General features: G+C 69.4%; 21 protein-coding genes. 9 read left to right on the top strand and 12 right to left on the bottom strand.

All coding sequences use genetic code 11. From position 1 onward, the window contains the following. Positions 1 to 82: 82 nt before the first annotated feature. Complete coding sequence (locus OHU74_RS14425; RefSeq protein ID WP_371616270.1) at positions 83 to 709, top strand: 5-formyltetrahydrofolate cyclo-ligase; 627 nt, start codon at positions 83 to 85, stop codon at positions 707 to 709. Positions 710 to 721: 12 nt separating this feature from the next. On the opposite strand, the gene OHU74_RS14430 is transcribed toward OHU74_RS14425, so the two are convergent. Further along, a complete protein-coding gene (locus OHU74_RS14430) occupies positions 722 to 3559 on the bottom strand; it encodes a penicillin acylase family protein (protein ID WP_371616271.1) in 2838 nt (945 codons plus the stop codon). Positions 3560 to 3855: 296 nt separating this feature from the next. Between OHU74_RS14430 and OHU74_RS14435 the strand changes: the two genes are divergently transcribed. From OHU74_RS14435 to OHU74_RS14470, 8 genes are all read left to right on the top strand, one after another. Continuing rightward, positions 3856 to 5361, top strand: a complete 1506-nt coding sequence (locus OHU74_RS14435) for a potassium/proton antiporter (RefSeq protein WP_371619684.1) — start codon at positions 3856 to 3858, stop codon at positions 5359 to 5361. Between the two features lie 365 nt (positions 5362 to 5726). Next, complete coding sequence (locus OHU74_RS14440; protein ID WP_371616272.1) at positions 5727 to 7058, top strand: MFS transporter; 1332 nt, start codon at positions 5727 to 5729, stop codon at positions 7056 to 7058. A gap of 67 nt (positions 7059 to 7125) precedes the next feature. Then, positions 7126 to 7446, top strand: a complete 321-nt coding sequence (locus tag OHU74_RS14445) for an FmdB family zinc ribbon protein (RefSeq protein WP_371616273.1) — start codon at positions 7126 to 7128, stop codon at positions 7444 to 7446. Between the two features lie 99 nt (positions 7447 to 7545). After that, positions 7546 to 8379: an S-methyl-5'-thioadenosine phosphorylase gene (locus tag OHU74_RS14450; protein ID WP_371616274.1), complete on the top strand. Its 834-nt coding sequence runs from the start codon at positions 7546 to 7548 to the stop codon at positions 8377 to 8379. Between the two features lie 128 nt (positions 8380 to 8507). Then, a complete protein-coding gene (locus tag OHU74_RS14455) occupies positions 8508 to 9065 on the top strand; it encodes a carboxymuconolactone decarboxylase family protein (RefSeq protein WP_371616275.1) in 558 nt (185 codons plus the stop codon). 64 nt (positions 9066 to 9129) lie between these two features. Next, positions 9130 to 9825 carry an orotidine-5'-phosphate decarboxylase gene (gene pyrF, locus OHU74_RS14460; RefSeq protein ID WP_371616276.1) on the top strand — a complete coding sequence of 232 codons (696 nt, stop codon included), beginning with the start codon at positions 9130 to 9132 and terminating at the stop codon, positions 9823 to 9825. Positions 9826 to 10014: 189 nt separating this feature from the next. Next, positions 10015 to 10593, top strand: a complete 579-nt coding sequence (locus OHU74_RS14465; RefSeq protein ID WP_371616277.1) for a hypothetical protein — start codon at positions 10015 to 10017, stop codon at positions 10591 to 10593. Between the two features lie 174 nt (positions 10594 to 10767). Next, positions 10768 to 11217, top strand: a complete 450-nt coding sequence (locus OHU74_RS14470) for an MscL family protein (protein ID WP_371619685.1) — start codon at positions 10768 to 10770, stop codon at positions 11215 to 11217. A 43-nt stretch (positions 11218 to 11260) separates the two neighbouring features. Here OHU74_RS14470 and OHU74_RS14475 read toward each other — a convergent pair whose 3' ends face one another. The 11 genes from OHU74_RS14475 to OHU74_RS14525 all read right to left on the bottom strand — a co-directional run bounded on the left by OHU74_RS14475 (position 11261) and on the right by OHU74_RS14525 (position 24602). Then, positions 11261 to 11491 (bottom strand): hypothetical protein, encoded by a 231-nt coding sequence (locus tag OHU74_RS14475; protein WP_371616278.1) that lies wholly within the window; start codon positions 11489 to 11491, stop codon positions 11261 to 11263. Between the two features lie 37 nt (positions 11492 to 11528). Further along, entirely contained in the window at positions 11529 to 12956 is a 1428-nt protein-coding gene (locus OHU74_RS14480; protein ID WP_371616279.1) for a NarK family nitrate/nitrite MFS transporter, read from the bottom strand. A 2-nt stretch (positions 12957 to 12958) separates the two neighbouring features. Then, on the bottom strand, positions 12959 to 13327 hold the full coding sequence (locus OHU74_RS14485; protein ID WP_371616280.1) for a hypothetical protein: 369 nt from the start codon (positions 13325 to 13327) through the stop codon (positions 12959 to 12961). After that, positions 13324 to 14007 carry a ubiquinol-cytochrome c reductase iron-sulfur subunit gene (locus OHU74_RS14490; RefSeq protein ID WP_371616281.1) on the bottom strand — a complete coding sequence of 228 codons (684 nt, stop codon included), beginning with the start codon at positions 14005 to 14007 and terminating at the stop codon, positions 13324 to 13326. The genes OHU74_RS14485 and OHU74_RS14490 overlap by 4 nt, the downstream gene beginning before the upstream one ends. After that, positions 14004 to 14603, bottom strand: coding sequence for a 4Fe-4S dicluster domain-containing protein (locus OHU74_RS14495; protein ID WP_243335392.1), 600 nt, complete (start codon positions 14601 to 14603; stop codon positions 14004 to 14006). Before OHU74_RS14495 ends, OHU74_RS14490 begins: the two co-directional genes overlap by 4 nt. A 6-nt stretch (positions 14604 to 14609) precedes the next feature. Beyond that, a complete protein-coding gene (locus tag OHU74_RS14500; protein ID WP_371616282.1) occupies positions 14610 to 16940 on the bottom strand; it encodes a molybdopterin oxidoreductase family protein in 2331 nt (776 codons plus the stop codon). Then, complete coding sequence (locus OHU74_RS14505; protein WP_371616283.1) at positions 16937 to 18031, bottom strand: MFS transporter; 1095 nt, start codon at positions 18029 to 18031, stop codon at positions 16937 to 16939. The genes OHU74_RS14500 and OHU74_RS14505 overlap by 4 nt, the downstream gene beginning before the upstream one ends. Positions 18032 to 18133: 102 nt before the next feature. Continuing rightward, positions 18134 to 18961 (bottom strand): pyruvate formate-lyase-activating protein, encoded by an 828-nt coding sequence (pflA, locus tag OHU74_RS14510; protein WP_371616284.1) that lies wholly within the window; start codon positions 18959 to 18961, stop codon positions 18134 to 18136. A 109-nt stretch (positions 18962 to 19070) separates the two neighbouring features. Next, positions 19071 to 21341: a formate C-acetyltransferase gene (gene pflB, locus OHU74_RS14515; protein WP_371616285.1), complete on the bottom strand. Its 2271-nt coding sequence runs from the start codon at positions 21339 to 21341 to the stop codon at positions 19071 to 19073. Positions 21342 to 21792: 451 nt separating this feature from the next. Then, positions 21793 to 23076, bottom strand: a complete 1284-nt coding sequence (locus OHU74_RS14520; protein ID WP_371616286.1) for an RNA-guided endonuclease InsQ/TnpB family protein — start codon at positions 23074 to 23076, stop codon at positions 21793 to 21795. 104 nt (positions 23077 to 23180) lie between these two features. Continuing rightward, the gene (locus tag OHU74_RS14525; RefSeq protein ID WP_371616287.1) at positions 23181 to 24602 is read right to left on the bottom strand and encodes an MFS transporter; all 1422 of its coding nucleotides are present in this window, start codon (positions 24600 to 24602) and stop codon (positions 23181 to 23183) included. Between the last annotated feature and the right edge of the window lie 93 nt (positions 24603 to 24695).

Raw genomic sequence — 24695 nt, forward strand, 5'->3', positions numbered from 1 at the left:
ATAGTCGTTGAGGGGTTGCGGCAGATGAGATTCAGGTGAACATGATCAGGTATGTACCAAGAGGAAGAGATACGAGCCAGCCGTGGTAGAGAACCAGCCTCCCTCGCCCCCGCCCGCACCGTCGGCCGCCAAATCGGCCCTGCGCCGGGAACTCCTCGCCGCCCGCCGCGCCTTGTCCCCCGACCTCCTGCGTACGTCGGCACGCGCGCTCTCCCGCTCCGCCCGTGAACTGCCCGAACTGGCCGACGCTCACACGGTGGCGGCGTACGTCTCCATCGGAAGCGAACCCGGCACCCGCGAACTGCTCGACGCGCTCCGCACGGCCGGGAAGCGGGTGCTGCTGCCCGTCCTGCTGCCCGGCAACGACCTCGACTGGGCCGTGTACGAGGGCCCCGGGAGCCTGGCCGAGGCCGCACACCCGGGGAAGATGACGCTGCTGGAGCCCGCCGGTCCGCGCCTCGGCCCGGACGCGGTGACCGGCGCCGACGCCGTGCTGCTGCCCGGACTGGCCGTGGACCGGCGCGGGATGCGGCTCGGGCGGGGCGGAGGCTCGTACGACCGGGTGCTGGAGCGGCTGGAGCGTGCCGGGGCGCATCCCGCGCTGGTGGTGCTCCTCTACGACAACGAGGTGGTCGCGCGGGTCCCGGAGGAACCGCACGACCACCCCGTCCGGGCGGTGGCCACCCCGTCGGGGGTGGTCCGCTTCTGAGCTACGGCGTCGCTACGGCGTCAGCTGCAGCGTCTCGACCGTGGCCTTGTCCACGGCTTCCTTGCCGAAGGGCCACTCCAGCAGTTCGCCCTTGGCCCACATGGTCGTCTGGTCCGTGTAGTGGGAGTGGTAGGCGTGCCCCGAGGCGCCCGTCAGGTTGATCCAGCGGGACTTGTCGAGGTCGTTGAGGTTCACGACCATCCGCATCGAGGGCACCCAGGTGACCCCGTACCCGCTGGAGGCGTTCCAGCCGGTCGCGTTGACGGTGGCCTCGCCGCCACCCAGGTTCCACGGACCCCGGTTGAGGAGCCACTGCATGTAGCCGGGGCCCTCGGAGCCGATCGTCTGGTTCTTCAGCATCAGCTGGTGCAGGCGGCCCCAGCTCCAGGTGGACTGGTCCTTGCCGAGCTTGGCGGTCAGCTCCCAGCGGGCGTCCTTCATGGCCCGCGCGAAGAGCTGGTCACGGGTGGTGGTGGCCGCCACGTTGCGGCCGACGGCGGGCGCCTGCCACCACTTGGAGTTCTCGTCCTTGACCAGCCGGCGGACCACCTCGAACCAGCGGTCGCCGCCGTCGGGCTGCGCCGAGTCGGAGCCGCGGGTACCGCACTCGCGGACCATCTTGGCGAGGTCGTCGGCCGGTCCGGTCGTCTGCTCGGGGACGTTCATGCAGCTGCCCTCGACGCGCAGTTCCTTGGGCATCTTGTCGCCGAAGGCCAGCTTGAGGATGTTGCGCCAGACCGCGTTGAAGTAGGCGGCGGCCGCCGAGTCGGGCTCCTGGGTGTAGTTCCAGCCCTCCAGGAGCTTCTGCGCGGAACGGACGTCCGGGTCCGAGACGTTGATCTTGGCCAGCATCGGGGTCAGCAGCGCGGCGATCTCGCTGCTGTTGTCCATCTGCATGGTGCGCATGTCGTCGGTGGAGATCTTGCCGCTGTCCTTGATCTTCGCCTCGATGAGGTCGTTGATCCGCTGGCTGCGGGCGCCGTAGCCCCAGTCGGTGGTCAGCAGGTTCGGGTACTTGCCCGCGCCGGTGCCGGGCTCTGCGACGGCCTGGTTCGCGGTCACGATGAACCCGCGGCCCGGGTTGGAGTCGTAGGGCATCTCTTCCTGCGCGATGAAGCCCTTCCAGCCGTACTTCGAGTCCCAGCCGGGCGCCGGCATCCGGCCGTCGCCCGCACCGCGGACCGGGATGCGGCCGGGGGCCTGGTAGCCGATGTTGCCGGTGGCGCCCTTGTTGTCGGCGTAGATCAGGTTCTGGGACGGGACCTCGAAGTCGCGGGCCGCGGCGCGGAAGCCCGCGAAGTCCTTGGCCCGGTCGAGCTTGAAGACCGCGTCCATCGACTTGCCGGGGTCCAGCGCTGTCCAGCGCAGGGCCACCCCGTAGCCGTTGCCGCGGTCGGGCGCGGAGCTGGCGACGGGGGCGCGGGAGCCGACCGAGGCGATCTCGCTGCTGCGGTCGGAGATCAGCGGGCCGTTGTTGGTGCTGCGGACCGTGATCTTCTTCTCGCCGCCGCCCGCGATCTTGATCACTTCTTCGCGGGTGGTGAAGGGCAGCACCTTGTTGTCGTAGACGTAGCCCTCGGGCCTGACCTGCTCCAGGTAGAGGTCGGTGACGTCGGCGCCGAGGTTCGTCATGCCCCAGGCGATGTCGGCGTTGTGGCCGATGACCACGCCGGGCATGCCGGAGAAGGTGTAGCCGGCCACGTCGTACTGGCAGCCGGCCGAGACCGTGCGGCAGTGCAGGCCCATCTGGTACCAGACCGAGGGGAGCTGCGGCGAGAGGTGCGGATCGTTCGCGAGCAGCGGCTTGCCGGTGGTCGTGTACTTGCCCGAGACGACCCAGGAGTTCGATCCGATGCCGCTGCCGGCCGGGCCGAGGATCGCGGGGATCTGGTCGAGGGTGTCGGCCAGCGCGCTCAGGTGGGTGCGCAGACCCACGGTCGCGCCCTGGGCGGTGGCGTTGCCCGCCAGGCCGGTCGGCTCGGCGGTGGCGTCCGTACCCGTCCGGGCGGAGGCCTGGGAGCCGACGGTGCTGCCCTGTCCGCCGGAGCCCGAGGACCCCGTGGAGGAGCCGGAGCCGCCGGAGCCCGTCGCGGGTGCGTACTTCCCGCCCGCGACGGAGCCGCCCTCGACGATCGGCCGGTTCCGGTCGAAGGGGTACGGCGGGTAGAGGTCGTCGATCTGCGTCGGCGAGAGCTTGCCCGTCATCAGCGCGCGGTCGATCTCGTCCTGCATGTTGCCGCGCAGGTCCCAGGCCATCGCCTTGAGCCAGGCCACCGAGTCGACCGGGGTCCACTGCTCGGGCTGGTAGTCGTCGCTGAGCTTGAGGGCGGCGTGCTCGACGGAGAGGTCCTTGCCGGACTTGCCCTTGAGGTACGCGTTGACCCCGTCGGCGTAGGCCTGGAGGTTCTTCTTCGTGTCGGGCGCGAGCTTGGTGTCGTACTCCTGCTGCGCGATCTGGCGCCAGCCGAGCGTGCGCAGGAAGGCGTCGGTCTCGACCTGGCCGGCGCCGAACATCTCGGAGAGCCGCCCGGAGGTCATGTGGCGGCGTACGTCCATCTCCCAGAACCGGTCCTGCGCGTGCACGAAGCCCTGCGCGCGGAAGAGGTCCTCGTCGGAGTCTGCGTAGAGCTGCGGGATTCCGTGGGCGTCGCGCTTGACGTCCACGGTCCCGGCCAGGCCGGGGACCTTGAGGGAGCCGGTGGTCTGCGGGAACGAGCCCCGGACGCTGTCCAGGGTCCAGTAGCCCCCGTAGCCGAAGCCCGCGAGGAGCCCCAGGACCAGGACGAGCACGATCAGACGGGCGCGTCGTCCCTTCTTCTTGACGGAAGGGGCGGTTTCGTTGGCGGGCATCGCTGTCCTTCGAGGGGCAGGGTGGTCCTGGGAGTGCTGGGAGCAACCATAGGCGCAGGACCGGGTGCGTTGATCCGCCAGGGGTCAAGGTCATGAGGACAGGGCCCCGCCGGCGTTTCACAATGTGGTTGTCGAGTAAAGGGCGCGTCAAAGATTAGGTAAGGTAACGAAGTACTTGCCGTCCGTGCCCGTGCCGGAACGATCCGTCATTCCACCCGACGCGATCGGTAGTCCGCCATCGCCAGGCACGTCGAGGAAAGGGCCGCCCGCTGACTGTCCACACGCTCAACGAGCTACTGCTGGTCTGCTCGCTCGTGCTGCTCGTCGCCGTCGCGGCGGTACGCATCTCTTCACGCAGCGGCCTCCCCAGCCTGCTCATCTACCTCGGCATAGGCATAGCCATAGGCCAGGACGGCATAGGCAACGTCGTATTCGACAACGCCGAGCTGACCCAGGTGATCGGCTACGCCGCACTCGTCGTCATCCTCGCCGAGGGTGGTCTGGGCACCAAGTGGAAAGAGATCAAGCCGGCCCTGCCGGCCGCGATCGTGCTGTCGCTGGTCGGCGTCGCCGTCAGCGTGAGCGTGACCGCGGCGGGCGCGCACTACCTGGTCGGACTCGAATGGCGGCAAGCCCTGCTGATCGGCGCGGTCGTCTCCTCGACCGACGCGGCGGCGGTCTTCTCCGTCCTGCGCAAGGTCCCGCTCCCCTCCCGGGTGACGGGCGTCCTGGAGGCCGAGTCCGGCTTCAACGACGCACCCGTGGTCATCCTGGTCGTGGCCTTCGCCACCGTGGGACCGGTCGACCAGTGGTACGTCCTCATCGGCAAGATCGCCCTGGAGCTGACGATCGGCGCCGCCATCGGCCTGGCCGTGGGCTTCCTGGGCTCGTACGGGCTGCGGCACGTGGCCCTGCCCGCTTCCGGCCTCTACCCGATCGCGGTCATGGCCATCGCCATCACGGCCTACGCGGCCGGCGCGATGGCCCACGGCTCCGGCTTCCTCGCCGTGTACCTGGCGGCGATGGTCCTCGGCAACGCCAAGCTGCCGCACTGGCCGGCCACCCGGGGGTTCGCGGACGGGCTCGGCTGGATCGCCCAGATCGGCATGTTCGTCCTGCTCGGCCTGCTGGTCACCCCGCACGAGCTGGCCGGGGACTTCTGGCCGGCGGTGGTCATCGGGCTGGTGCTGACCATGGTGGCGCGGCCGCTGGAGGTCTTCGTCTCGCTGCTGCCGTTCCGGCTGCCCTGGCAGGAGCAGGCCCTGATGTCATGGGCGGGCCTGCGCGGGGCCGTGCCCATCATCCTGGCGACCATCCCGATGGTGACCGGGATCGAGGGCAGCGAGCGCGTCTTCAACATCGTCTTCGTCCTGGTCGTCGTCTACACCCTGATCCAGGGCCCGACCCTGCCCTGGCTGGCCGGCAAGCTGAAGCTGGGCGACAGCGACGAGACCGCCTCCGACCTGGGGATCGAATCGGCTCCGCTGGAGAAGCTGCGCGGACACCTGCTGTCCTTCGCGATCCCGCCGGCCTCGCGGATGCACGGCGTCGAGGTGAGCGAGCTGCGGCTGCCGCCGGGCGCCTCCGTCACGCTGGTCGTACGGGACGCGAAGAGCTTCGTACCGGCCCCGTCGACGGTGCTGCGGCGCGGGGACGAGCTGCTGGTGGTGGCCACGGATCCGGTCCGGGACGCGGCGGAGGCACGGCTGCGGGCGGTGGCCCGGGGCGGCAAGCTGGCGGGGTGGCTGGGGACCGGCGGGGGGACCGGCAAAGGGACCGGCGGAAGCGGTACCCAGGGTTAGAGCGGCACTCTAATTCGGCCGCCTTCGAGGCCTTATGCCCGTATTCACCCGCTTTAGCCTGGGCTTGAATGCGAAGTTCCAGTTAATCGCAGGTGAAGACACGCCCTGTAGCCCGAATCACAGGGCGCGGAAGCCGATCCGCCTGTACGATTAAGGCACAACACATCGAACCAACTCTGTCTGACGCAGAGCTGGCGCGACCGCAAAGCGGCCGTGGCTCCCTCCCGCAGTGGGTGCCCAGGTATCACTCGGTTCGGCGCAAGAGGACAGCTCTCGGGGCTCCCACATGTACGGGTGCGATCGCTCAAAAAGCGGCGCATCGTCCGCAGACGGGGAGTTCTACCAGGCAGCGGAAAGGCCAGGCCGTGACATCCGCGGTCACGACCGAAAAGTCCGCCAAGTCCACCCGACCCGGCTACGGGCAGCTCCTGCGCACGCCCGGCGCCCTCGGCTTCGTTCTCCCGGGATTCGCCGCGCGTCTCCCCTTCGGCATGCTGACGATCAGCATCCTGCTGCTCGTCCAGCACACCACCGGCTCCTACGGCAGCGCCGGCATCGTCGCCGCCGTCACCGGTATCTCCATGGCGCTCTTCGCTCCCGTCATGGGCAAGCTCATCGACCGCCACGGCCAGAGCGCCGTGCTGGTCCCGGTGGCCCTCACGCACGCCGCCGCAGTCAGCTCCCTGGCGGCGTTCGCGCTGCTGGGTGCGCCCGTCTGGGCGCTCGCACTGGCGGCCGTCCCCGCCGGTGCATCCGTTCCGCAGGTCGGGCCCATGGTCCGGTCCCGCTGGGCGGCCAAGCTCGAGGGCTCCCCGCTGCTGCCCACGGCCGCCGCGTTCGAGTCCGTCACCGACGAGTTCACCTTCGTCGTCGGCCCGGTGCTCGCCACCGCACTGTGCACCGGCATCAACCCGGCCGCCGGCCTGGTCACCGAGGCCGCGCTGACCCTGATCGGCGGCCTGCTCTTCGCCGCCCAGCGCGCCACGCAGCCCAAGCCCGTCGCCCGCCCGGCGCACGGCGAGAAGCACGCCTCGGCCCTCTCGTTCCACGGCCTGCGCGTCCTGATCGTCGCCTTCATCGGCATCGGCGCCGTCTTCGGCGGCATGCAGGTCTCGCTGGCCGCCTTCTCCGAGGAGATCGGCAACCCCGGCGCCAACGGTCTGCTCTACGGCGTCTTCGCCGCGGGCAACATGATCGCCGGCATCGCCTGCGGTGCGATCTCCTGGAAGATCGGCCCGCGCCGCCGCCTGATCCTCGGCTACATCGGCCTCACCGCGGCCGCCTCGGTCCTGTGGGCCGCCCACTCGATGATCCTGCTCGGCGCGCTCGGCCTGGTCGTCGGTCTGTGCATCGCCCCCGCGCTGATCACCGGCTACACCATGATCGAGCAGCTGATCCCGGCCACCTCGCGCACCGAGGCCTTCACCTGGCTCACCGGAGCGGTCGCCTTCGGGCAGGCCGGCGCCGTGACCCTGGCCGGGCGCCTGACGGACGCCCACGGGTCCTCGTACGGCTTCCTCGTGCCGCTCGTGGCCACCGCGCTCGCGCTGACCATCCTGTTGACGCTGCGTGCGAAGCTGGCTCCGAAGGCCCCGAGCCGGATCGTCAGCTCGTCCAAGCCGGCCACCTCGAAGGCACCCTCCGCGGGTGTGAACGAGCGTGGTCTGGGTCACCGCGTGCCGGTGACGGTGGACTGATCCGCCGGAATACGTCACCATGGAGCGTCGTTAGCACTCATTGAGTCAGAGTGCCAGGAGGAAATTCGTGCCGACCTACCAGTACCAGTGCACCGAGTGCGGTGAGGGCCTTGAGGCCGTGCAGAAGTTCACCGATGACGCACTGACCGTGTGCCCGAGCTGTGACGGACGCCTGAAGAAGGTGTTCTCCGCGGTCGGCATCGTCTTCAAGGGATCCGGTTTCTACCGGAACGACAGCCGCGGCGCCTCGTCGAGCAGCACCCCTGCCTCGAAGCCCGCGTCGACGCCGGCCGCCACCCCGGCCGCGTCTTCGTCGTCCTCTTCGTCGACGTCGTCCTCGTCCTCTTCGTCGAGCTCTTCCTCGTCGTCGAGCACCTCGGCCGCCTGACCGCCGCTTCACACGCTTCATCCGAGGCCCCGCCGTCCTTCCGGACCCGGGGCCTTCGGCATGCCCGCCTCCGCACGGGCCCCCTTTAGGGTGGGGTGCATGGCGAATGCAGAGATCGGTGTCATCGGCGGATCGGGCTTCTACTCCTTCCTGGAGGACGTCTCCGAGATCCAGGTCGAGACCCCCTACGGGCCCCCGAGCGACTCCTTGTACCTGGGCGAGCTGGGGGGCCGCACCGTGGCGTTCCTGCCCCGGCACGGTCGCAGCCACACCGTGCCCCCGCACAAGATCAACTACCGGGCCAACCTGTGGGCCCTGCGCTCGGTCGGCGTCCGCCAGGTGCTGGGCCCGTGCGCGGTCGGCGGCCTGCGCCCCGAGTACGGTCCGGGCACACTGCTCGTCCCCGACCAGCTGGTCGACCGTACGAAGTCGCGTGCGCAGACCTTCTTCGACGGCGAGCCCCTCCCCGACGGATCTGTCCCCAACGTCGTGCACACCACCTTCGCCGACCCGTACTGCCCCGTCGGCCGGTCCGTCGCCCTGGCGGCGGCGCGCGGGCGCGCCTGGGAGCCGGTGGACGGCGGCACCATGGTCGTCATCGAGGGCCCGCGCTTCTCGACCCGCGCCGAATCCCGGTGGCACGCGGCGGCCGGCTGGTCGGTCGTCGGCATGACCGGCCACCCGGAGGCGGTCCTCGCACGCGAGATGGGGCTCTGCTACACCTCGATGGCCCTGGTCACGGACCTGGACGCGGGCGCCGAGACGGGCGAAGGGGTCTCCCACACGGAGGTCCTGAAGGTCTTCGGCGAGAACGTCGGACGCCTGCGCGAGGTCCTCTTCGACGCGGTGGCCGCCCTGCCGCCGACGGAATCCCGCGACTGCCTGTGCACGCACGCGCACGACGGCTGGGACCTGGGCATCGAGCTGCCGTAGGCGGGTGGTCGGCCTGTGGTCGGCTGGTAGTCGGCTGGTGTCACATTCCGCAGGGCTGTCCGGTCTCAGCTGGTGAAGGACCACCAACACCGAGACCGACCGACCGCCCGATCCAGGAGGCACCAGCCATGGCCCGCATCTCGCTCACCCCGCCCCGCACCGTCTTCAACCGCCTCGGCTCCTGGTACTCGCGCCGCACCTACGGCAAGGTGCTGGAGCCCGGCCTGGCGTACGGGCACAACCCGCGCGTGCTCTTCAGCTACGCGCGCCTCGAGCAGCGCGCGGCGAAGTGGAACGCTCTCGACGCCGGGCTGAAGCACCTCGCGGTGATGGCCACGGCCTCCCGCATCAACTGCTCGTGGTGCATGGATTTCGGCTACTGGGAGGGCGACAAGATGGGACTGGCCCCCGAGAAGGCCGAGAAGGTCCCGGTGTGGCGCGAGTCCCGGGAGGCGTTCACGGAGCTGGAGCTGCTGGTCATGGAGTACGCCGAGGCCATGACCGAGACCGAGCCGACCGTCACCGACGAACTCGCCGCCGAGCTCGTATCCCGCCTCGGCGAGGCCGCCTTCGTCGAACTGACCGCCATGGTCGCGCTCGAAAACCTGCGCTCGCGGGTCAACAGCGCCTTCGGCATGACCAGCCAGGGCTTCTCCGAGTCCTGCCGGGTACCGGCCTCGCGCTGACCCGGGCCTGGCGCTTACGGGGCTGGGGAGGGGCTACGGGCCCGGTCCCCGCACAATGGCGGCCATGGACAGCCAAGTGATCGTCGCCCTCGACTTCGACAGCCACCGGGCCGCCGGCGAACTCGTCGCGCGGCTCGGCGACGCGTGCGGTGCGTACAAGGTCGGGCTCGAACTCCTCACCACCGCCGGGCCCGGCCTCGTACGCGAACTCGTCGCGCGGGGCCACGAGGTGTTCCTCGACCTGAAGCTCTTCGAGATACCGGACTCCGTCGCGGGCGCGGTCCGTTCCGCAGGCGCACTGGGCGCATCCATGGTGACCGTGCACGCCATGGGCGGTACGGGGATCATGGCGGCCGCGGTCGAGGCGGCGCGGGAGTTCCCGCGGCTGAAGGTGCTCGCGCTGACCGTGGTCACGAGCATGACCTCGGGCGATCTCGCCGATGTCGGCATCGCCGCGAGCACCGACGAGCAGGTCCTGCGGCTGGCCCGGCTGGCGGCGCGGGCCGGATGCGACGGGGTCATCGCCGCACCCCGGGAGGCGGCGGCGCTGCGGAAACTGCTGGGGCCGGAGCCGCTGATCGTCACGCCGGGCGTGACACTGCCCGGGGAGGCCCGGCGGGGGCCGCGGGGCGGCGAGGTCCGGGCCGGGACGCCTTGGGCGGCCTTGGCGGACGGGGCCTCGCACGTCGTGGTGGGCCGGTCGGTGACGCGGGCCCCGGATCCGGTGGCGGCGCTGCGGCGGATCGCGGCGGGCGGGTAGTCCTGCGGGAACCCACGGTGGGTAACCCCTGTGGGTAACTCCTGCGGGTAACTCCTGTGAGTGACGGCGATATCCACAAGCTGTGGGCCGTGCACAGGGCGGAGCGGGATTCGGCGGGGCGGTGGATCGTGAGGGGTGTCCGGGCGCTGGGTCCGGGCATCGGATCTCACTCCGTCTGGTGGTGGCGTCATGACCGCGAAGTCCCGTATCCCGTCCCCGAATCCGTCCCTGGCTCCCTCCCGCATCCCGTCCCCGAGCCCCTCCCGCCCCCCTTCCGCTACGTGTCCCCCCGCGCGCTCGGTACCGCCCTTCCCCCCGCTGCGGGTGGGGCGGGGCGGGGACCGGTTGCGCAGGGCCGTGCGGCGCCGGAGGCGCGGCGCCGCGGCGGGACTGGCCGTCGCCGCGGCCGCGCTGGCGGTGGGCGGGACCGAGGCCCAGGCCTCGCGGGGCTCCGCACCGCCCGAGGTGCGGGTTTCCCGGGGAGCGGCGCCCTCGACGCCGGTACGGATGGTGTCGGCGCCGGTGCGGATCGCCGACGCGGCGACGGTGCGCCTGCTGCGGCCCGGCGACCGCGTGGACGTGGTCGCGGCGGAGCGCGGCGAGCCACCTCGAGTGGTGGCCGCGGGGGCTCGTGTCTCCGAAGTACCCGCTCCGGAGAAGGGTGTTGAGGATGGCGGGGCCCTGGTGGTCCTGTCCGTGCCCCGGGAAACCGCGCGGGACCTGGTGGGGGCGGGCTCCGTATCCCGACTGGCGGTGACCCTGTGTTGAATCGCACAAGCGCGCGGTCAAGTCACCTCGAGGTGGGCGTCGATTGGACACGCCGGGCCCAAACTGCCGTAGCTTTCGGAACCGTTGGCTCCATGTTCGGCAGATACGAAGAGAGGCTCAGTGGTGAGCGAGAAGAAGAAGGAGAGCGTCCTGGCAGGCTTCAAGGCCTTCCTGATGCGCGGCAACGTGGTCGACCTGGCGGTCGCCGTGGTCATCGGTGCCGCGTTCACGAACATCGTGAACTCCGTGGTGAAGGGGATCATCAGCCCGCTGATCGGTGCCATCGGGACGCAGAGCCTGGACGGCTACAAGTCGTGCCTCAAGAACCCTTGTGGCATCGGCCCGGACGGCCAGGCGACGGGTGTCGAGATCCTCTGGGGCTCAGTACTCAACGCCGCGCTGACCTTCCTGATCACCGCCGCGGTCGTCTACTTCCTGATGGTGCTGCCGATGGCGAAGTACCTCGCCAAGGTGGAGCAGCGCCGCCGGGCGAAGGAAGGCGTCCAGGAGACCATGGAGATCACCGAGCTGGTGGTCCTCAAGGAGATCCGGGACGAGCTGATCGCCCAGCGCGGCGCGGGCGGCGGCACCGACGCCTCCGGCGGCTACGGGCCGCGGCTCTAGCGGGACCGGCTCCGAAGAGTCCGGCTCCGACGGGCCGGACGGATCAGACGTGGTGCGGCGGCTTCTCGTCGAGGAAGCGGGCCAGGTCGGCCGCGCTTCCGCCGGCGGGGGGCCGCTCGCCCCAGCCCCGGTCGGTGTCGTCCGAGGACTGCTGGTCCAGCGGGTCGTCGAAGACCAGCCGCGGCTTCGGCTTCGCGGGCTTCGGGGCCTGCGAGGTCCGGGGATCCTGCGCGGCCGGTGAATCCTGCGGGTCGGTGGCGGGGGCGTTGCTCATGCCTCCAGGGTACGGCCGCCCCCGCCACCGGTCCCGGTCAGCTGGGGGCCTCGGCGCCCTTGCGGGCGTAGAACCACCAGCACACCACCAGGCAGGTGGCATAGAAGCCGATGAAGATCCACAGGGCGTTGGTGACGGCCATGGCCGCGAACATCGCGGGGATGAAGAAGAAGCCGTAGGCGGCGATGGCCGAGGAGAAGCCGGTGACGGCGCCCGCCTCCATCTCCGACTGCTTCAGCGCCGCGGCCTGCACCTCGGGGCCCTGCCCCTCGGCCGCCTTCATGTGCTGGTCCCGGAAGATGACCGGGATCTGCCGGAAGGTCGAGCCGTTGCCCAGGCCCGAGAAGGCGAAGGCCACCAGGAAGCCCACGTAGAAGGCCCAGAAGTTGCCCTGGTCGCTGCCGGACGGCAGCGCGAAGATCACCACGACCAGGGCGGCCGCCATGCCGACGAAGGACAGCAGGGTGACCCTGGCTCCGCCGATCTTGTCCGAGAGCCAGCCGCCGCCCCAGCGCGTGATCGCCCCGATGAACGGGCCGATCCAGGCGTAGGTCGTGGCCTGGTAGCCCTGCGCCTCGAAGTTGTTCTTGATGAGCAGGGGCAGGCCGGCGGCGAAGCCGATGAAGGACCCGAAGGTGCCGACGTAGAGCCAGGTCATCAGCCAGTTGTGCTTGCGCTTGAAGATGATCTTCTGCTGGCTGAAGGGGGCCGCCGCCACCTTGAGGTCGTTCATCAGGAACCAGGCGGCCAGCGCCATGATGACCAGCAGCGGCACCCAGAGGAAGGCGCCGTTCTGCAGCCAGATGTCCGTGTTCTTCTTCGCGTCGTGCTGCGGTCCGCCCGCCGGGGCACCCAGCACGGCCGCCGTGACCACCAGCGGGGCGACCAGCTGGACCACGCTCACGCCGAGGTTGCCGAGACCGCCGTTGAGCCCGTTGGCGCTGCCCTTCTCGCGCTTGGGGAAGAAGAAGCCGATGTTGGCCATCGAGGAGGCGAAGTTCGCGCCGCCGATTCCGCAGACGGCCGCGATCAGCGCCAGCTCCCAGTACGGGGTGCTGCTCTTCTGGAGCGCGAAACCCAGCCACAGCATCGGCACGACCAGGATGATCGTGCTGAACGCGGTGAACTTCCGCTCGCCGAAGATCGGCCCGATGAAGGTGTACAGGATCCGGAAGGTGCCGCCCGTGATGCCGGGGATCGCGGTCAGCCAGAACAGCTGCGACTTGGAGAAGTCGAAGCCGACGTCGTTCAGCTTGACCACGGTCACGGACCAGACCTGCCAGACCACGAATCCCAGCATCAGCGCGGGGATCGAGACCCAGAGGTTGCGTTGGGCGACCCGGTGGCCGGTGGACTGCCAGAAGCTCGCGTCCTCGGGCCGCCAGTCGGCGATGGTGGCCCCGGGCTTGTAGGTCTCCGCCCGGTGGCTGCGGGGAGGCGACGGGGTCGGCGTGGGTATCGACATGGTCATCGGTCCTTCGGGTCGAGGAGCCACAGTCCGAGCACGGCGAGGAAGGACAGGATCAGGAATCCCGCCCCCCACCAGGCCGTGCCGGTGTTTCCCTTCATCCACTCGTTGACGGTCACCGTCAGCGCCCAGAGCTGGCCGATCACGACCGTGAGGGCCAGTGCCAGACGCGCGTTGAGCTTCGAGGAGCGCTCGGGCTCCTGCTCGGTGCCCGCTCCGGGCCCCGGGCCCGTGTGCCGGATCCGGGGGTCCCCGTACCCGCTGGTGGAGCGGATCTGGGGGTACCTCTCGTGCACCGGGCGGTTGAGCCGTGGCTGGGCGCTGCCCGGGTGGTACTCCGGCCCGGGAGGCAGGGGCGTATCGCTCATGTGGGCCGCCTCTCGGGGGCTCCGGCGCGGCCCGCCCCGGGGCAGCCCAGGCGGGCGGCCTCGTCCGGGCGGGTTTCGCTGAACTGCCGGCACAGTGCTTCCTTGGCCGACTCTCCCGACCGGGCGGTGGCGACGGCCCAGACGCTGCCGTCGGCCTGCTCGGTCAGGAAGATTCTGGGCAGCGGGCGCGGTGGCGGGCCGGCCGTCACCTCGCCGGTGCGGGCGTCGAAGACGCCCTCGTGGCAGGGGCAGTACAGCTCCCCGTCGGCGCCCCGGTCCTCGCGCCACAGCACGCCGCAGGCCAGGTGGGTGCAGACGGCGGAGTAGCCCACGAGGGAGCCGTCGCCGAGCCGCACGGCCAGGGCCCGGTCGTCCTCGCCGGGGAAGCGGAAGGCCACGGACTGGCCGGGCGGCAGCTGGTCGGTGATCTTCTTCGGCTCGGGCAGGTGCTCGCTGTCGCCGTGCCGGTGCAGGATGCCGGCCGCGACCCCGACCCCGCCGATGGCCAGGCCGCCGGAGACGGTGGCGACGATCCGCAGGTAGTCGCGGCGGGTGGTCAGGGAGTCGGCGCTGATCCGGTCGCGCAGCTGCGCCACCGCGGCGTCGGCGGCCGCACCGTCGTCCGCATGGCCGTCGCCCCGGCGCCCTGGGTGCGGAGGGGGCTGTTCGGTGACGCTCATCGCACGTCCCTTCCGTTGATCTCGACGACGGGCAGGCCGCCGGGGACGGGCCACTGGACCTTGTCGGCGGGCACGACCATGGCCACGCCGGTCTGGACGACGACGTCGCCGAAGACGAAGGAGTCGGCGACCTGGACCCCGGGGCGCTCCGCCTGGAGCTCTTCGAGGGTTCCGTAGAAGAGGGCGCCGGTGGGGCAGACGGTCGCGCACATGGGGGCGAGGCCGTAGGCGGTGCGGTCGTAGCAGAGGTTGCACTTCATCTGCAGCTTCGCCTGGAGGTCGATCTTCGGGATGCCGAAGGGGCAGGCGTTGACGCAGTTGGAGCAGCCGATGCAGCGGGTGGTGTCGGCCTGCTGGACCACCCCGTCGGCGGTCACCAGGATCGCGTCGGCGGGACACACCTCGGCGCAGGGCGCGACCGGGTCCTCGCAGTGCATGCAGACGGACGGAAGGGAGGCGACGGACATGCCGGGTTCGGTGTAGTCCAGGTGGATCATCGACTTGCCGCGGTGCGAATCGCACTCGCGGCAGGCCGAGACGCAGGCCTGGCAGCCGATGCAGCGACCCGGGTCGATGAAGATCGTGCGGCCCATCATGGCGGGTCAGCTCCTCTCCGCCGTGCCACGGCCCTGCGGGGCCGTGGGGGGCAGGGGGTCGGTGCGGGAGACCTGGGTCTCCGGATAGGCCTCGTGGCCCGGGGCGGTGGGCGGCGCGGGCACCTCGTCCACCCGCTCGGCGGCCTCGATCCGGGCGGCGCAGACCTTGTACTCGGGGATCTTCGAGCGGGGGTCGAGGGCGTCGATGGTCAGGGCGTTCGCAGCCGTCGGGACGGGCCAGTGGTAGGGGATGAAGACGGTGTCGGGGCGGATGGCCTCGGTGACCAGGGCCGGGAAGACCTCGCTGCCGCGGCGGGTGACCACCCGGACCGGGTCTCCGTTCCGGAACCCGTGCGAGGGGTGGACCTCCACCCAGGGGCGGGGGGTCTGCTCGACGAGGGCGCCCAGGCGCCGGGTCTGGTTGCCGGAGAGGAAGTGCGCGACGGTGCGGCCGGTGGTGAGGGAGAGGGGGAACTCCTCGGTGTAGGCGTCCATGGGCGGATGCCATTCCACGACCTGCAGGTGGATCTTGCCGTCGGCGTGGTAGCTCCGGCCGTCCTCGAACAGCCGGGGGGTGCCGGGGTGCTCGGTGGACGGACAGGGCCAGACGATCCCGCCGGTCTCGTCCAGGCGGTCGTAGGTGATGCCGTAGTAGTCGTTGACCGTTCCGGCGGAGGCGATGCGCAGTTCCTCGAACACCTCGCGGGAACCGGGGAAGTCGAAGTGCTGTCCGGCTCCGAGCCGGCGGGCCAGCTCGCAGATGACCCAGGTGTCGGTGCGCACCCCGGCGGGGGGTTCCTGGGCCTTGTTGTGCTTGACCACGCGGGCCTCGGCGTTGGCCATCACGCCCTCGTCCTCGGCCCAGGTGGTGACGGGGAAGACCACGTGCGCGTTGGCGGCGGTCTCGGAGAGGAAGAAGTCGAACTGGGCGTGGAACTCGGCGGTGTCGTAGCCGTCCTTGACCACCGCGTAGTTGGGGAGCGAGACGAAGGGGTTGTTGCAGATGCCGATGAGCCCGCGGATCTCCTTGCGCTGCATCTGCCAGACCATCTCCATCATGGAGGTGCCGGCGCCGGGGAGTTCGGACTCCTCGATGCCCCAGATCTGGCAGATCTGCTTGCGGTGCTCCGGGTTGGTGATGGAGCGGCCGCCGGGCAGGAGGTCGGACTTCTGGCCGTGCTCGCGGCCGCCCTGACCGTTGCCCTGGCCGGTGATGGTGCCGTAGCCGGCGCCGGGCTTGCCGATGTTGCCGGTGGCCACGCACAGGTTGATGACGGACAGGCAGTTCTCGACGCCCTGGGAGTGGTGCTCGATGCCCCGGGCGTGCCAGGCCATGGCCCTGTCCGCGCCGGCGAAGACGCGGGCCACCTGGACGATCTGGGAGGCCGGGATCCCGCAGATCTCGGCGGAGCGGGCGGGCGGGTACTCGGCGACGGTCTTCTTGACCTCGTCCCAGCCGGTGGTGTTGGCGGCGAGGTAGGCCTCGTCGGTGAGTCCCTGGTCGATGACCACGTTGAGCACGGCGTTGAAGAAGGCGGAGTCGGTGCCGGGCTTGAGCGCGACGTGGATGTCGGCGGTGCGGGCGACGGCCGTCTCGCGCGGGTCGATCACGATCAGGGTGGCCCCCCGGTCCCGCGCGCCCCACAGGTACTGGGTCATCACGGGGAAGCACTCCCCCACGTTGGACCCGGCGATGAGCAGGCAGTCGGAGAGGAGGATGTCGGAGAAGGGGTTGCCGGCCCGGTCGATGCCGAAGGCCAGCTTGTTGGCCCCGGCAGCGCTGACCATGCACAGGCGGCCGTTGTAGTCGACGTGCTTGGTCTTCAGCGCGACCCGCGCGAACTTCCCGACCAGGTAGGTCTTCTCGGAGAAGAGGCTGGCCCCGCCGAGCAGTCCGAAGGCGTCGTTGCCGTGCTCGGCCTGGATGCGTCGGATCTCGGAGACGGTGAAGTCCAGCGCCTCGTCCCAGGAGCACTCCTTGAACTCCTCGTCGCGCGAGCGTCGCATCAGCGGAGAGGTCAGCCGGTCGGGGTGGTTGACCTGCTGGTAGGCGTTGATGCCCTTGGGGCACAGCCGCATCCGGTTGATGTCGTGGTTGCGCGGCTCCACGCCGAAGACCTTGCCGCCCTTGTCGACGCGCAGGTACATCCCGCACTGCACTCCGCAGAAGCAGCAGTGGGTGGGGACGAGGGTCTCGCCGTTCTGGTCGGCGTGCCACTTGTCGGCCGGGATGCCTCCGGCGTCGCGGAAGTTGCGGGTGCCGGGCGGGGCGATGGAGGGGTCGATGGAGACGGGTACGGGCCGGGACGCGGCCTTGGCGGGGTCCGTCGCGGTCACTTGAAACCCTTCTTGACGTGGGTCAGGTAGGCGTTGCCGCGCAGCACCCGCTTGCAGCGGGGGCAGTACTCGGCCCAGGCGTCGAAGTCGAGCTTCAGGTCCTTCATCGTGCCGCGCAGGTTCTCCACGTACGGGGCCGTGTCGATGGGCTCTGCGCAGCGCTTGCAGGCGAAGGGCTCCTCGCCCTGCCGGGAGGTGTACTTGAAGAGCTGCATGCCGACGGCGGCTGGGCGCTGCACGATGTGGAAGAACTTCCCGAACGGGATGTAGATGAGGGTGAACACCACCGACACCATGTGCAGGATCGCGAGGAACTCGTATCCGCCGCCGTGCAGGAAGATCGACGAGAAGGTCAGCAGCAGACCGGTCACGGAGATCACGATGAGGCAGATCAGCGGCAGCATGTCGTAGGCGAAGCGCTGGCCGGTGATGGCGCCGCGGTCCTTCATCCGCCGCCACAGGAAGTACGTGGCGCCGGGGATGACGAGGACGGCGGCGATGTCCAGGCCGTGGAACATCAGCCAGCCCAGGACGCTGAGCGCGTCGAAGCCGAGCACCTTGAAGCCCCAGACCCGCATGTCGTAGCCGGGGCCGGAGCCGCTGTCCGCGGTGAAGGTGAACCAGCCCCAGGTCAGCGGGAAGGTGATCGCCGCGGCGAGCAGGCAGCCCCAGAACATGAGCTGGTGGGCGATCCAGCGCGGCCGCGAGCGGGCGCCGAGGAACTTCTGGAAGCCCAGGTAGGTGGCGATCATCTTCGGCAGGGCGGTGGGTGCCTTGCGGAAGTTCTCGGCCGAGAAGAAGCTGCCGAAGCCCTTTTTGAAGAGACGGCGCGCGCCGGGAGCCGAGACCCACACGGTGTACCGGTAGGCCACGCCGAAGGCCAGGAAGACGGTGGCGACGGCGTACGGCAGCAGTGCGGAGTCGAAGTCGCGCAGCAGCCGACTGCCCAGCACGATCGCGAGGATGAGCAGGAGCGAGACGACGGTGCCGGCCAGGGTGGCCCGTGCGGTGACGGACCGCCCGGCCGGCGGCGGGGTCTCGGGCGCCGGTGGGGGCGGCGCGGCGTCGATGACATCTGAGGGCTCGGACACAGCACCACGCTAGGTGGTCTGTACCGTTTCAGCCCGTTTTGCGGAGTTCCCGGGTGCGCCGTACGGGTGAGGCACCTTCCAGGGTCCGGAGCCCCGGGGTGCTCAGACCGCGTTCAGCCCCTGCGCGGCGAAGACCGCCTTCGCCTCGGCGATCTGCCCGGCGGTCGGCGACGGGGTGTCGTGGAGGGTGAACTTCATGTCCAGCGCCTCCCACTTGCTCTCGCCCAGCTTGTGGAAGGGCAGTACGTCCACCCGCGAGACGTTGCCGAGGGTGCCCGCGAAGGCGGCGACGCCCTCGATGTTCTCCCTGGCGTCGGTCAGCCCCGGCACCAGCACGAAGCGCAGGTGCACCTCCTTGCCGAGGTCGGCGAGGCGGCGGGCGAAGTCCAGGGTGGGCTCCAGGGGCCGACTGGTCACCTTCTTGTACGTCTCCCGGTCCCAGGACTTGATGTCCAGCAGGACCAGGTCCACATCGCGCAGCAGCGCGTCGGTGGCGCGGGCCCCCAGGAAGCCCGAGGTGTCCAGGGCGGTGTGCAGCCCGAGGTCGTTCTTCATCCGGTGCAGCAGCTCGCCCGCGAAGACGGGCTGGAGCAGCGGCTCGCCGCCGGAGATGGTGGCTCCGCCCCCGGAGGCGGAGATGAACTTGGTGTACTTGCTCGCCTCGGCGATGACGTCGTCGGCCGAGGTGCGCTTGCCGTTGCGCATCCGCATGGTGTCGGGGTTGTGGCAGTACAGGCAGGTCAGCGGGCAGCCGGACAGGAAGGTCACGAACCGGGTCCCGGGGCCGTCGACCCCGGTGGACAGGTCCCAGGAGTGCACCGTGCCCTCGCTCGGCCGCTGGGTCGCGGCGGCGGCGAGTGTCTGGCCGGCGCTCACGCTGATGGCGTTGGCGTGGCCGACGGGGAGGCTCGTACCGAAGAGGACGGTCATGGCAGGTGCTCCAGCTTCCAGATTCCGTGGACTGATCTGGTGACGCGCGGTCCCGGGGCCGGGTGAGGGCCGGCCCCGGGCCGCGCGGTTCGTGGGGCTCTCGGAAGGGTCAGAGAGAGCCGTGGAAGGTGCGGTTCAGCACGTCGAGCTGCTGAGCGCGCGTGAGGCGGACGAAGTTCACCGCGTAACCGCTGACGCGGATGGTCAGCTGCGGGTAGTTCTCCGGGTGCTCCATGGCGTCCATGAGCGTGTCGCGGTTGAGCACGTTCACGTTCATGTGGAAGCCGTCGACCGCCATGTAGCCGTCGAGGACGCCCGCCAGGTTCTTGATCCGCTCCTCGGGGGTGCGGCCCAGGCCGTCGGGGGTGACGGTGTTGGTCAGCGAGATGCCGTCCTCGGCGTCCTCGTAGGGGAGCTTCGCGACCGACAGCGCCGAGGTGACGTAGCCGTGGGTGTCGCGGCCGTTCATCGGGTTGGCACCCGGGGAGAACGGCTCGCCGGCGCGGCGTCCGTCCGGCGTGTTGCCGGTCTTCTTGCCGTAGACCACGTTCGAGGTGATGGTCAGCACGGACTGGGTGTGCTCGGAGTCGCGGTAGGTCGGGTGCTTGCGGATCTTCCGCATGAACTCCTCGACGAGCCAGACGGCGATCGAGTCGACGCGGTCGTCGTTGTTGCCGTAGGCCGGGTAGTCGCCCTCGATGGTGTAGTCGGTGGCGAGGCCGGTCTCGTCGCGCACGGCGGTGACCTTGGCGTACTTGATGGCGGCCAGCGAGTCGGCGGCGACCGAGAGGCCGGCGATGCCGCAGGCCATGGTGCGGCGCACGTCGCGGTCGTGGAGCGCCATCTCGATGCGCTCGTAGGCGTACTTGTCGTGCATGTAGTGGATGACGTTCAGGGCGTGGACGTAGGTGTCCGCGAGCCATTCCATCTGCTCGTCGAACTTGGCCATGACCTGGTCGTAGTCCAGCACCTCGGAGGTGAGGGCGCCGGTGGACGGGCCGACCTGGGCGCCGGACTTCTCGTCCCGGCCGCCGTTGATCGCGTAGAGCAGGGTCTTGGCGAGGTTCACTCGGGCGCCGAAGAACTGCATCTGCTTGCCGACCGGCATGGCCGATACGCAGCAGGCGATGGCGGTGTCGTCGCCGAAGCGCGGGCGCATCAGCTCGTCGGACTCGTACTGCACCGAGGAGGTGTCGATGGAGACCCGGGCGCAGAACTCCTTGAAGCCCTGCGGCAGCTGGGGCGACCAGAAGACGGTCATGTTCGGCTCGGGGGCCGGGCCGAGGTTGTAGAGGGTGTGGAGGTAGCGGAACGAGGTCTTGGTGACCAGCGGGCGGCCGTCCTCGCCCATGCCGGCGATCGATTCGGTGACCCAGGTGGGGTCGCCCGAGAAGAGCTCGTCGTACTCCGGGGTGCGCAGGAAGCGCACGATGCGGAGCTTGATGATGAAGTCGTCGACCAGTTCCTGGGCCTGCTCCTCGGTGAGGATGCCGGCTTCGATGTCGCGCTGGAGGTAGACGTCGATGAAGGTGGAGGTGCGGCCCAGCGACATGGCCGCGCCGTTCTGCTCCTTCACGGCGGCCAGGTACGCGAAGTACAGCCACTGGATGGCCTCGCGGCCGGTGGTGGCCGGGCCGGAGATGTCACAGCCGTAGGAGGCCGCCATCGCCTTGAGCTCGGCGAGGGCGCGGATCTGCTCGGAGAGCTCCTCGCGCAGGCGGATCGTCTCCTCCAGCGAGCGGTTGCCCGCGGGAAGGGAGTTGATCTCCTCCTTCTCCTCCTTCTTGAAGGCGATGAGGCGGTCGACGCCGTAGAGGGAGACGCGGCGGTAGTCACCGATGATGCGGCCGCGGCCGTACGCGTCCGGCAGGCCGGTCACGATGCCGGCCTTGCGGGCGGCGCGGATGTCGGGGGTGTACGCGTCGAAGACACCGGCGTTGTGGGTCTTGCGGTACTCCGTGAAGACCTTCTCCAGGTCGTCGGAGACCGGGTAGCCATAGGTCTCCAGAGCGCCGGCGACCATGCGCCAGCCGCCGTAGGGCATGATCGCGCGCTTGAGCGGGGCGTCCGTCTGGAGGCCGACGATCAGGTCCTTGTCGCGGTCGATGTAACCGGGGGCGTGCGCGGTGATCGACGACGGGATGTCGTACGCGACGTCGTAGACGCCCTTCTCGCGCTCCTCCGGGAACTTGTCCGTGATCGCCTTCCACACGGCGGTGGTGCGCTCGGTGGGGCCGGCGAGGAAGGTGTCGTCACCCTCGTACGGCGTGTAGTTCTGCTGGATGAAGTCGCGGACGTCGATGGCGTCGCGCCACAGACCGCCCTTGAAGCCGTTCCAGGCCTCGCCGTTCTTCGTGGTTTCCGCAGGGGTGGCAGTCATCGCCCGCACCTTCCGAGTCGCCTCATTGCTTGTATCCATTGCACGCCTTTTGATCGATCATTTGGCGCCGCGTTGGTCCTGAGCTGGGGCCCGAAGGTCCTGTGATCCCCGGACCCAAGCGTCCCCCATCCCCACTGAGCTGGCACTTTGAGCAGGTCAAAGGTCCTTCGTGCGCTTGTGAAAACTTTCACAAGAATGTGGAGGAGGCTGGGCGAAAACCGGGAGGAAACCGGAAGGAGGCCCTCACCGGTCAGACAATCCGAACCAGAGCGAAGCCTGTGGATACCGCGACGCACGTCGTGATGAGGCCCGGCAGCATGAAGGAGTGGTTGACGACGAAGCGGCCGACACGGGTGGTGCCGGTCCGGTCGAAGTTGATCGCCGCGATGAAGGTGCCGTAGGTGGGGAGGAGGAATTGACGATCGTCACCCCATGGACGGGGCGATTCCCTTCAGCCCGTGTGAGCGGGCTTCGGGGCTTCACGCATCCGCCTCCGGCCAGTGACCGGGACTCGCACCCTGGGGATGCTGCGCGTGCTGTTGATGTCCGAGCCACCCGTCCGGCGGGCTCGGGCCTCGATCTCGATCGAGGCATTGTGGTCGGCGTCGTCCTCGTGCCCGCAGCGGGTGCAAGCGAACAGCCGGCCACATCCCTTGCGGGACTCGGGATCGACCTCGCCGCATGCGGCGCAGGTCTGGGAGGTGTGGAACGGCGGGACGGCCACGAGTTCGGACCCGTACATGCGGGCCTTGTACTCAAGCTGCCGCCGCCGTTCCCCGGGAGTGTTGCCGAGGATGGACCGGTTCAGCCCGGCCTTCTGACGGACATTCTTCCCTGGCGCCTCAGCACTGCCCTTCGCGGACTTGGTCATGTTCTTCACGCGCAGGTCCTCGATACCGATCAGGCCGTGGCTTTTGGCGAGGCCGGTGGTGAGCTTGTGCGTGAAGTCCTGGCGTCGGTTGGCCCGACGAGTCGTGAGCCTTGCGATGTGGGCGATCGTCGTACGCAGGCGGTGACTGTACTTACCTCCGTTGTGTTTCTTCGCGAAGGTGATCTGGCGGGCCTTGCGCTGCTCCAAAGCCTTGAGTCGCTTCTTCTCGTTGGCGTTGAGCGTCTGAGGCATGAGGCGGGGGGTGGTCTCGGTGGACACGAACGCGGACGCAGTGACCCCGAAGTCCACCCCGCACGCGGGCTTCCCGTTCGGCGCGTCAGGCCTACGTCCGGTGTGGACGCCGAAGCTAATGTGCCAGCCGTTGCCGTCCCGGGACACGGTGGCGTTACGGATCGTGCCCCCGATGGCGCGGGAGAGCCGAAACCGCAGCCAGCCGATCTTCGGCAGACGGACCTCGGCCCACTTGCGGTTCAACTTCCGGAACTCCACCGCCTGCCCTGGAAACGGAATCGACAGACGATGCCCGCGCTTCTTCCTCACCGGAAACCCAGCAGGATGCTCAGGATTCCAGAAATTGTCGTACGCCCGGTCGAGACTCCGCAGGATCTGCTGCCCGGCCTGCGCGGGGAGTTCCCCGATCCAGTCCAGCCCATGACGGGCAGAGGTGAGGCACTTGGACTGTTCAACGGCACGCAGACCGTACCGACGCTGCTCCCACAGGTACACGCGCTGTTCCAGGGCCACGTTCCAAAGAGCGCGCGCGGTGTGACCCCACCCGGTCAGGATGCGGTCCTGATCCTCGGTGGGGTACGCGCGATATTTGCGCCCCATGTCCGCCTTCACCCGTTCACCGTAGCCACTGGCGACACCTGCCCGCACACAAACCGTGACTTTCAGTAAGGGCCTCTGTTGGCGAGTTGGGCCGAATGCCCCCTGCCAGGTCTGGTTTAGCTGGGGGCTTCCGCGCCCTTACGGGCGTAGAACCACCAGGCGACGACGACGCAGCTGGCGTAGAAGGCGACGAAGCCCCACATCGCGCTGGTCACGGCGAAGTTGGCGAACATCGCCGGGATGAAGAAGAAGCCGTAGGCGGCGATGGCCGCGGTGAAGCCGGTCACCGCGCCGGACTCGATCTCGGCCTGCTTGAGGCCCTTCGCGTACTCCGGGGTGCCCTCCGTCAGGCCGGCCAGGTGCTGGCCGCGGAAGATCACCGGGATCTGGCGGAAGGTCGAGCCGTTGCCGATGCCCGAGAAGAAGAACGCCGACAGGAAGCAGAAGAAGAAGCCGTAGAAGGAGCCGGTGTCCGAGCCGGCCGGCAGGAAGGTGATCACGCCGATGATCGACGCGCCCATGCCCACGAAGGACAGGATCGTCACCCGCGCTCCGCCGAACTTGTCCGCGACCCAGCCGCCGGCCCAGCGGGCCAGCGCGCCGAGCGCCGGGCCCATCCAGGCGTAGGTGGCCACGGAGTACGCCGGGAACGTGGTCTTGATCAGCAGCGGGAGCGCCGCCGCGAAACCGATGAAGGAGCCGAAGGTGCCGACGTAGAGCCAGGTCATCAGCCAGTTGTGCTTGCGCTTGAAGATGATCTTCTGCTGGCTGAAGGGGGTGGAGGCGACCTTCAGGTCGTTCTGGCCGAACCAGGCGATGACCGCCAGGACGATCAGGACCGGGACCCAGACGAACGCGGCGTTCTGGAGGTAGATCTCCGAGCCGTTCGCCTTCTTCTGGCCCGCACCGATCGCCAGGACCGAGGAGGTGATCAGGATCGGGGTGAGCAGCTGGACCACGGAGACGCCCAGGTTGCCCAGGCCGCCGTTGATGCCGGTCGCGTTGCCCTTCTCCTGCTTCGGGTAGAAGAAGCCGATGTTGGCCAGGGAGGAGGAGAAGTTGGCGCCGCCGATGCCGCAGAGCGCGGCGATGGCGACCATCGTGCCGTAGGAGGTGTCCGGGTTCTGCACCGCGAAGCCCAGCCACAGCAGCGGCACGATCAGCACGACGGTGGAGACAGCCGTGAAGCGGCGCTGGCCGATCATCGGGCCGATGAAGGTGTAGAAGATGCGGGCGGTTCCGCCGGTGATGCCGGGGACGGCCGTCAGCCAGAACAGCTGCGACTGCGAGAAGCCGAAGCCGACGTCCTTCAGGTTGGTCGCCGTGATGCTCCAGACCTGCCAGACCACGAAGGCCACCAGCAGGGCCGGGACCGCGATCCACAGGTTGCGGGTGGCGACCTTCTTGCCGGTGGACTGCCAGAAGGACGGATCCTCCGGCGTCCACTCCGTGATGGTGCGGCCGGGGCGGTACTGCGCCGGATCGGGCGCCTGCACTCGGCCGGTCGCCGAGCGCACGTCCTGCTTGGCGGAACTCATGACACGTCCTGAACGTTCGAGGGAGTTGGGAAGAATGAAGCTGAGAGTCCTGACCCTTTTAGGGTCCGCCTACCGGGGCGCCCCGCATCAGGG

This window comes from Streptomyces sp. NBC_00454 (assembly GCF_041434015.1).
In the GTDB taxonomy this organism is placed as follows: Bacteria; Actinomycetota; Actinomycetes; order Streptomycetales; family Streptomycetaceae; genus Streptomyces.

What these genes read in the sequence shown, in the direction of transcription:
- OHU74_RS14430 (WP_371616271.1), bottom strand. Translation starts at nt 3,559, where the DNA reads ATGCCCGCCAACGAAACCGCCCCTTCCGTCAAGAAGAAGGGACGACGC.
- OHU74_RS14450 (WP_371616274.1), top strand. Translation starts at nt 7,546, where the DNA reads ATGGCGAATGCAGAGATCGGTGTCATCGGCGGATCGGGCTTCTACTCC.
- OHU74_RS14455 (WP_371616275.1), top strand. Translation starts at nt 8,508, where the DNA reads ATGGCCCGCATCTCGCTCACCCCGCCCCGCACCGTCTTCAACCGCCTC.
- pyrF (WP_371616276.1), top strand. Translation starts at nt 9,130, where the DNA reads ATGGACAGCCAAGTGATCGTCGCCCTCGACTTCGACAGCCACCGGGCC.
- OHU74_RS14465 (WP_371616277.1), top strand. Translation starts at nt 10,015, where the DNA reads ATGACCGCGAAGTCCCGTATCCCGTCCCCGAATCCGTCCCTGGCTCCC.
- OHU74_RS14470 (WP_371619685.1), top strand. Translation starts at nt 10,768, where the DNA reads ATGCGCGGCAACGTGGTCGACCTGGCGGTCGCCGTGGTCATCGGTGCC.
- OHU74_RS14475 (WP_371616278.1), bottom strand. Translation starts at nt 11,491, where the DNA reads ATGAGCAACGCCCCCGCCACCGACCCGCAGGATTCACCGGCCGCGCAG.
- OHU74_RS14480 (WP_371616279.1), bottom strand. Translation starts at nt 12,956, where the DNA reads ATGTCGATACCCACGCCGACCCCGTCGCCTCCCCGCAGCCACCGGGCG.
- OHU74_RS14485 (WP_371616280.1), bottom strand. Translation starts at nt 13,327, where the DNA reads ATGAGCGATACGCCCCTGCCTCCCGGGCCGGAGTACCACCCGGGCAGC.
- OHU74_RS14490 (WP_371616281.1), bottom strand. Translation starts at nt 14,007, where the DNA reads ATGAGCGTCACCGAACAGCCCCCTCCGCACCCAGGGCGCCGGGGCGAC.
- OHU74_RS14495 (WP_243335392.1), bottom strand. Translation starts at nt 14,603, where the DNA reads ATGATGGGCCGCACGATCTTCATCGACCCGGGTCGCTGCATCGGCTGC.
- pflA (WP_371616284.1), bottom strand. Translation starts at nt 18,961, where the DNA reads ATGACCGTCCTCTTCGGTACGAGCCTCCCCGTCGGCCACGCCAACGCC.
- pflB (WP_371616285.1), bottom strand. Translation starts at nt 21,341, where the DNA reads ATGACTGCCACCCCTGCGGAAACCACGAAGAACGGCGAGGCCTGGAAC.
- OHU74_RS14525 (WP_371616287.1), bottom strand. Translation starts at nt 24,602, where the DNA reads ATGAGTTCCGCCAAGCAGGACGTGCGCTCGGCGACCGGCCGAGTGCAG.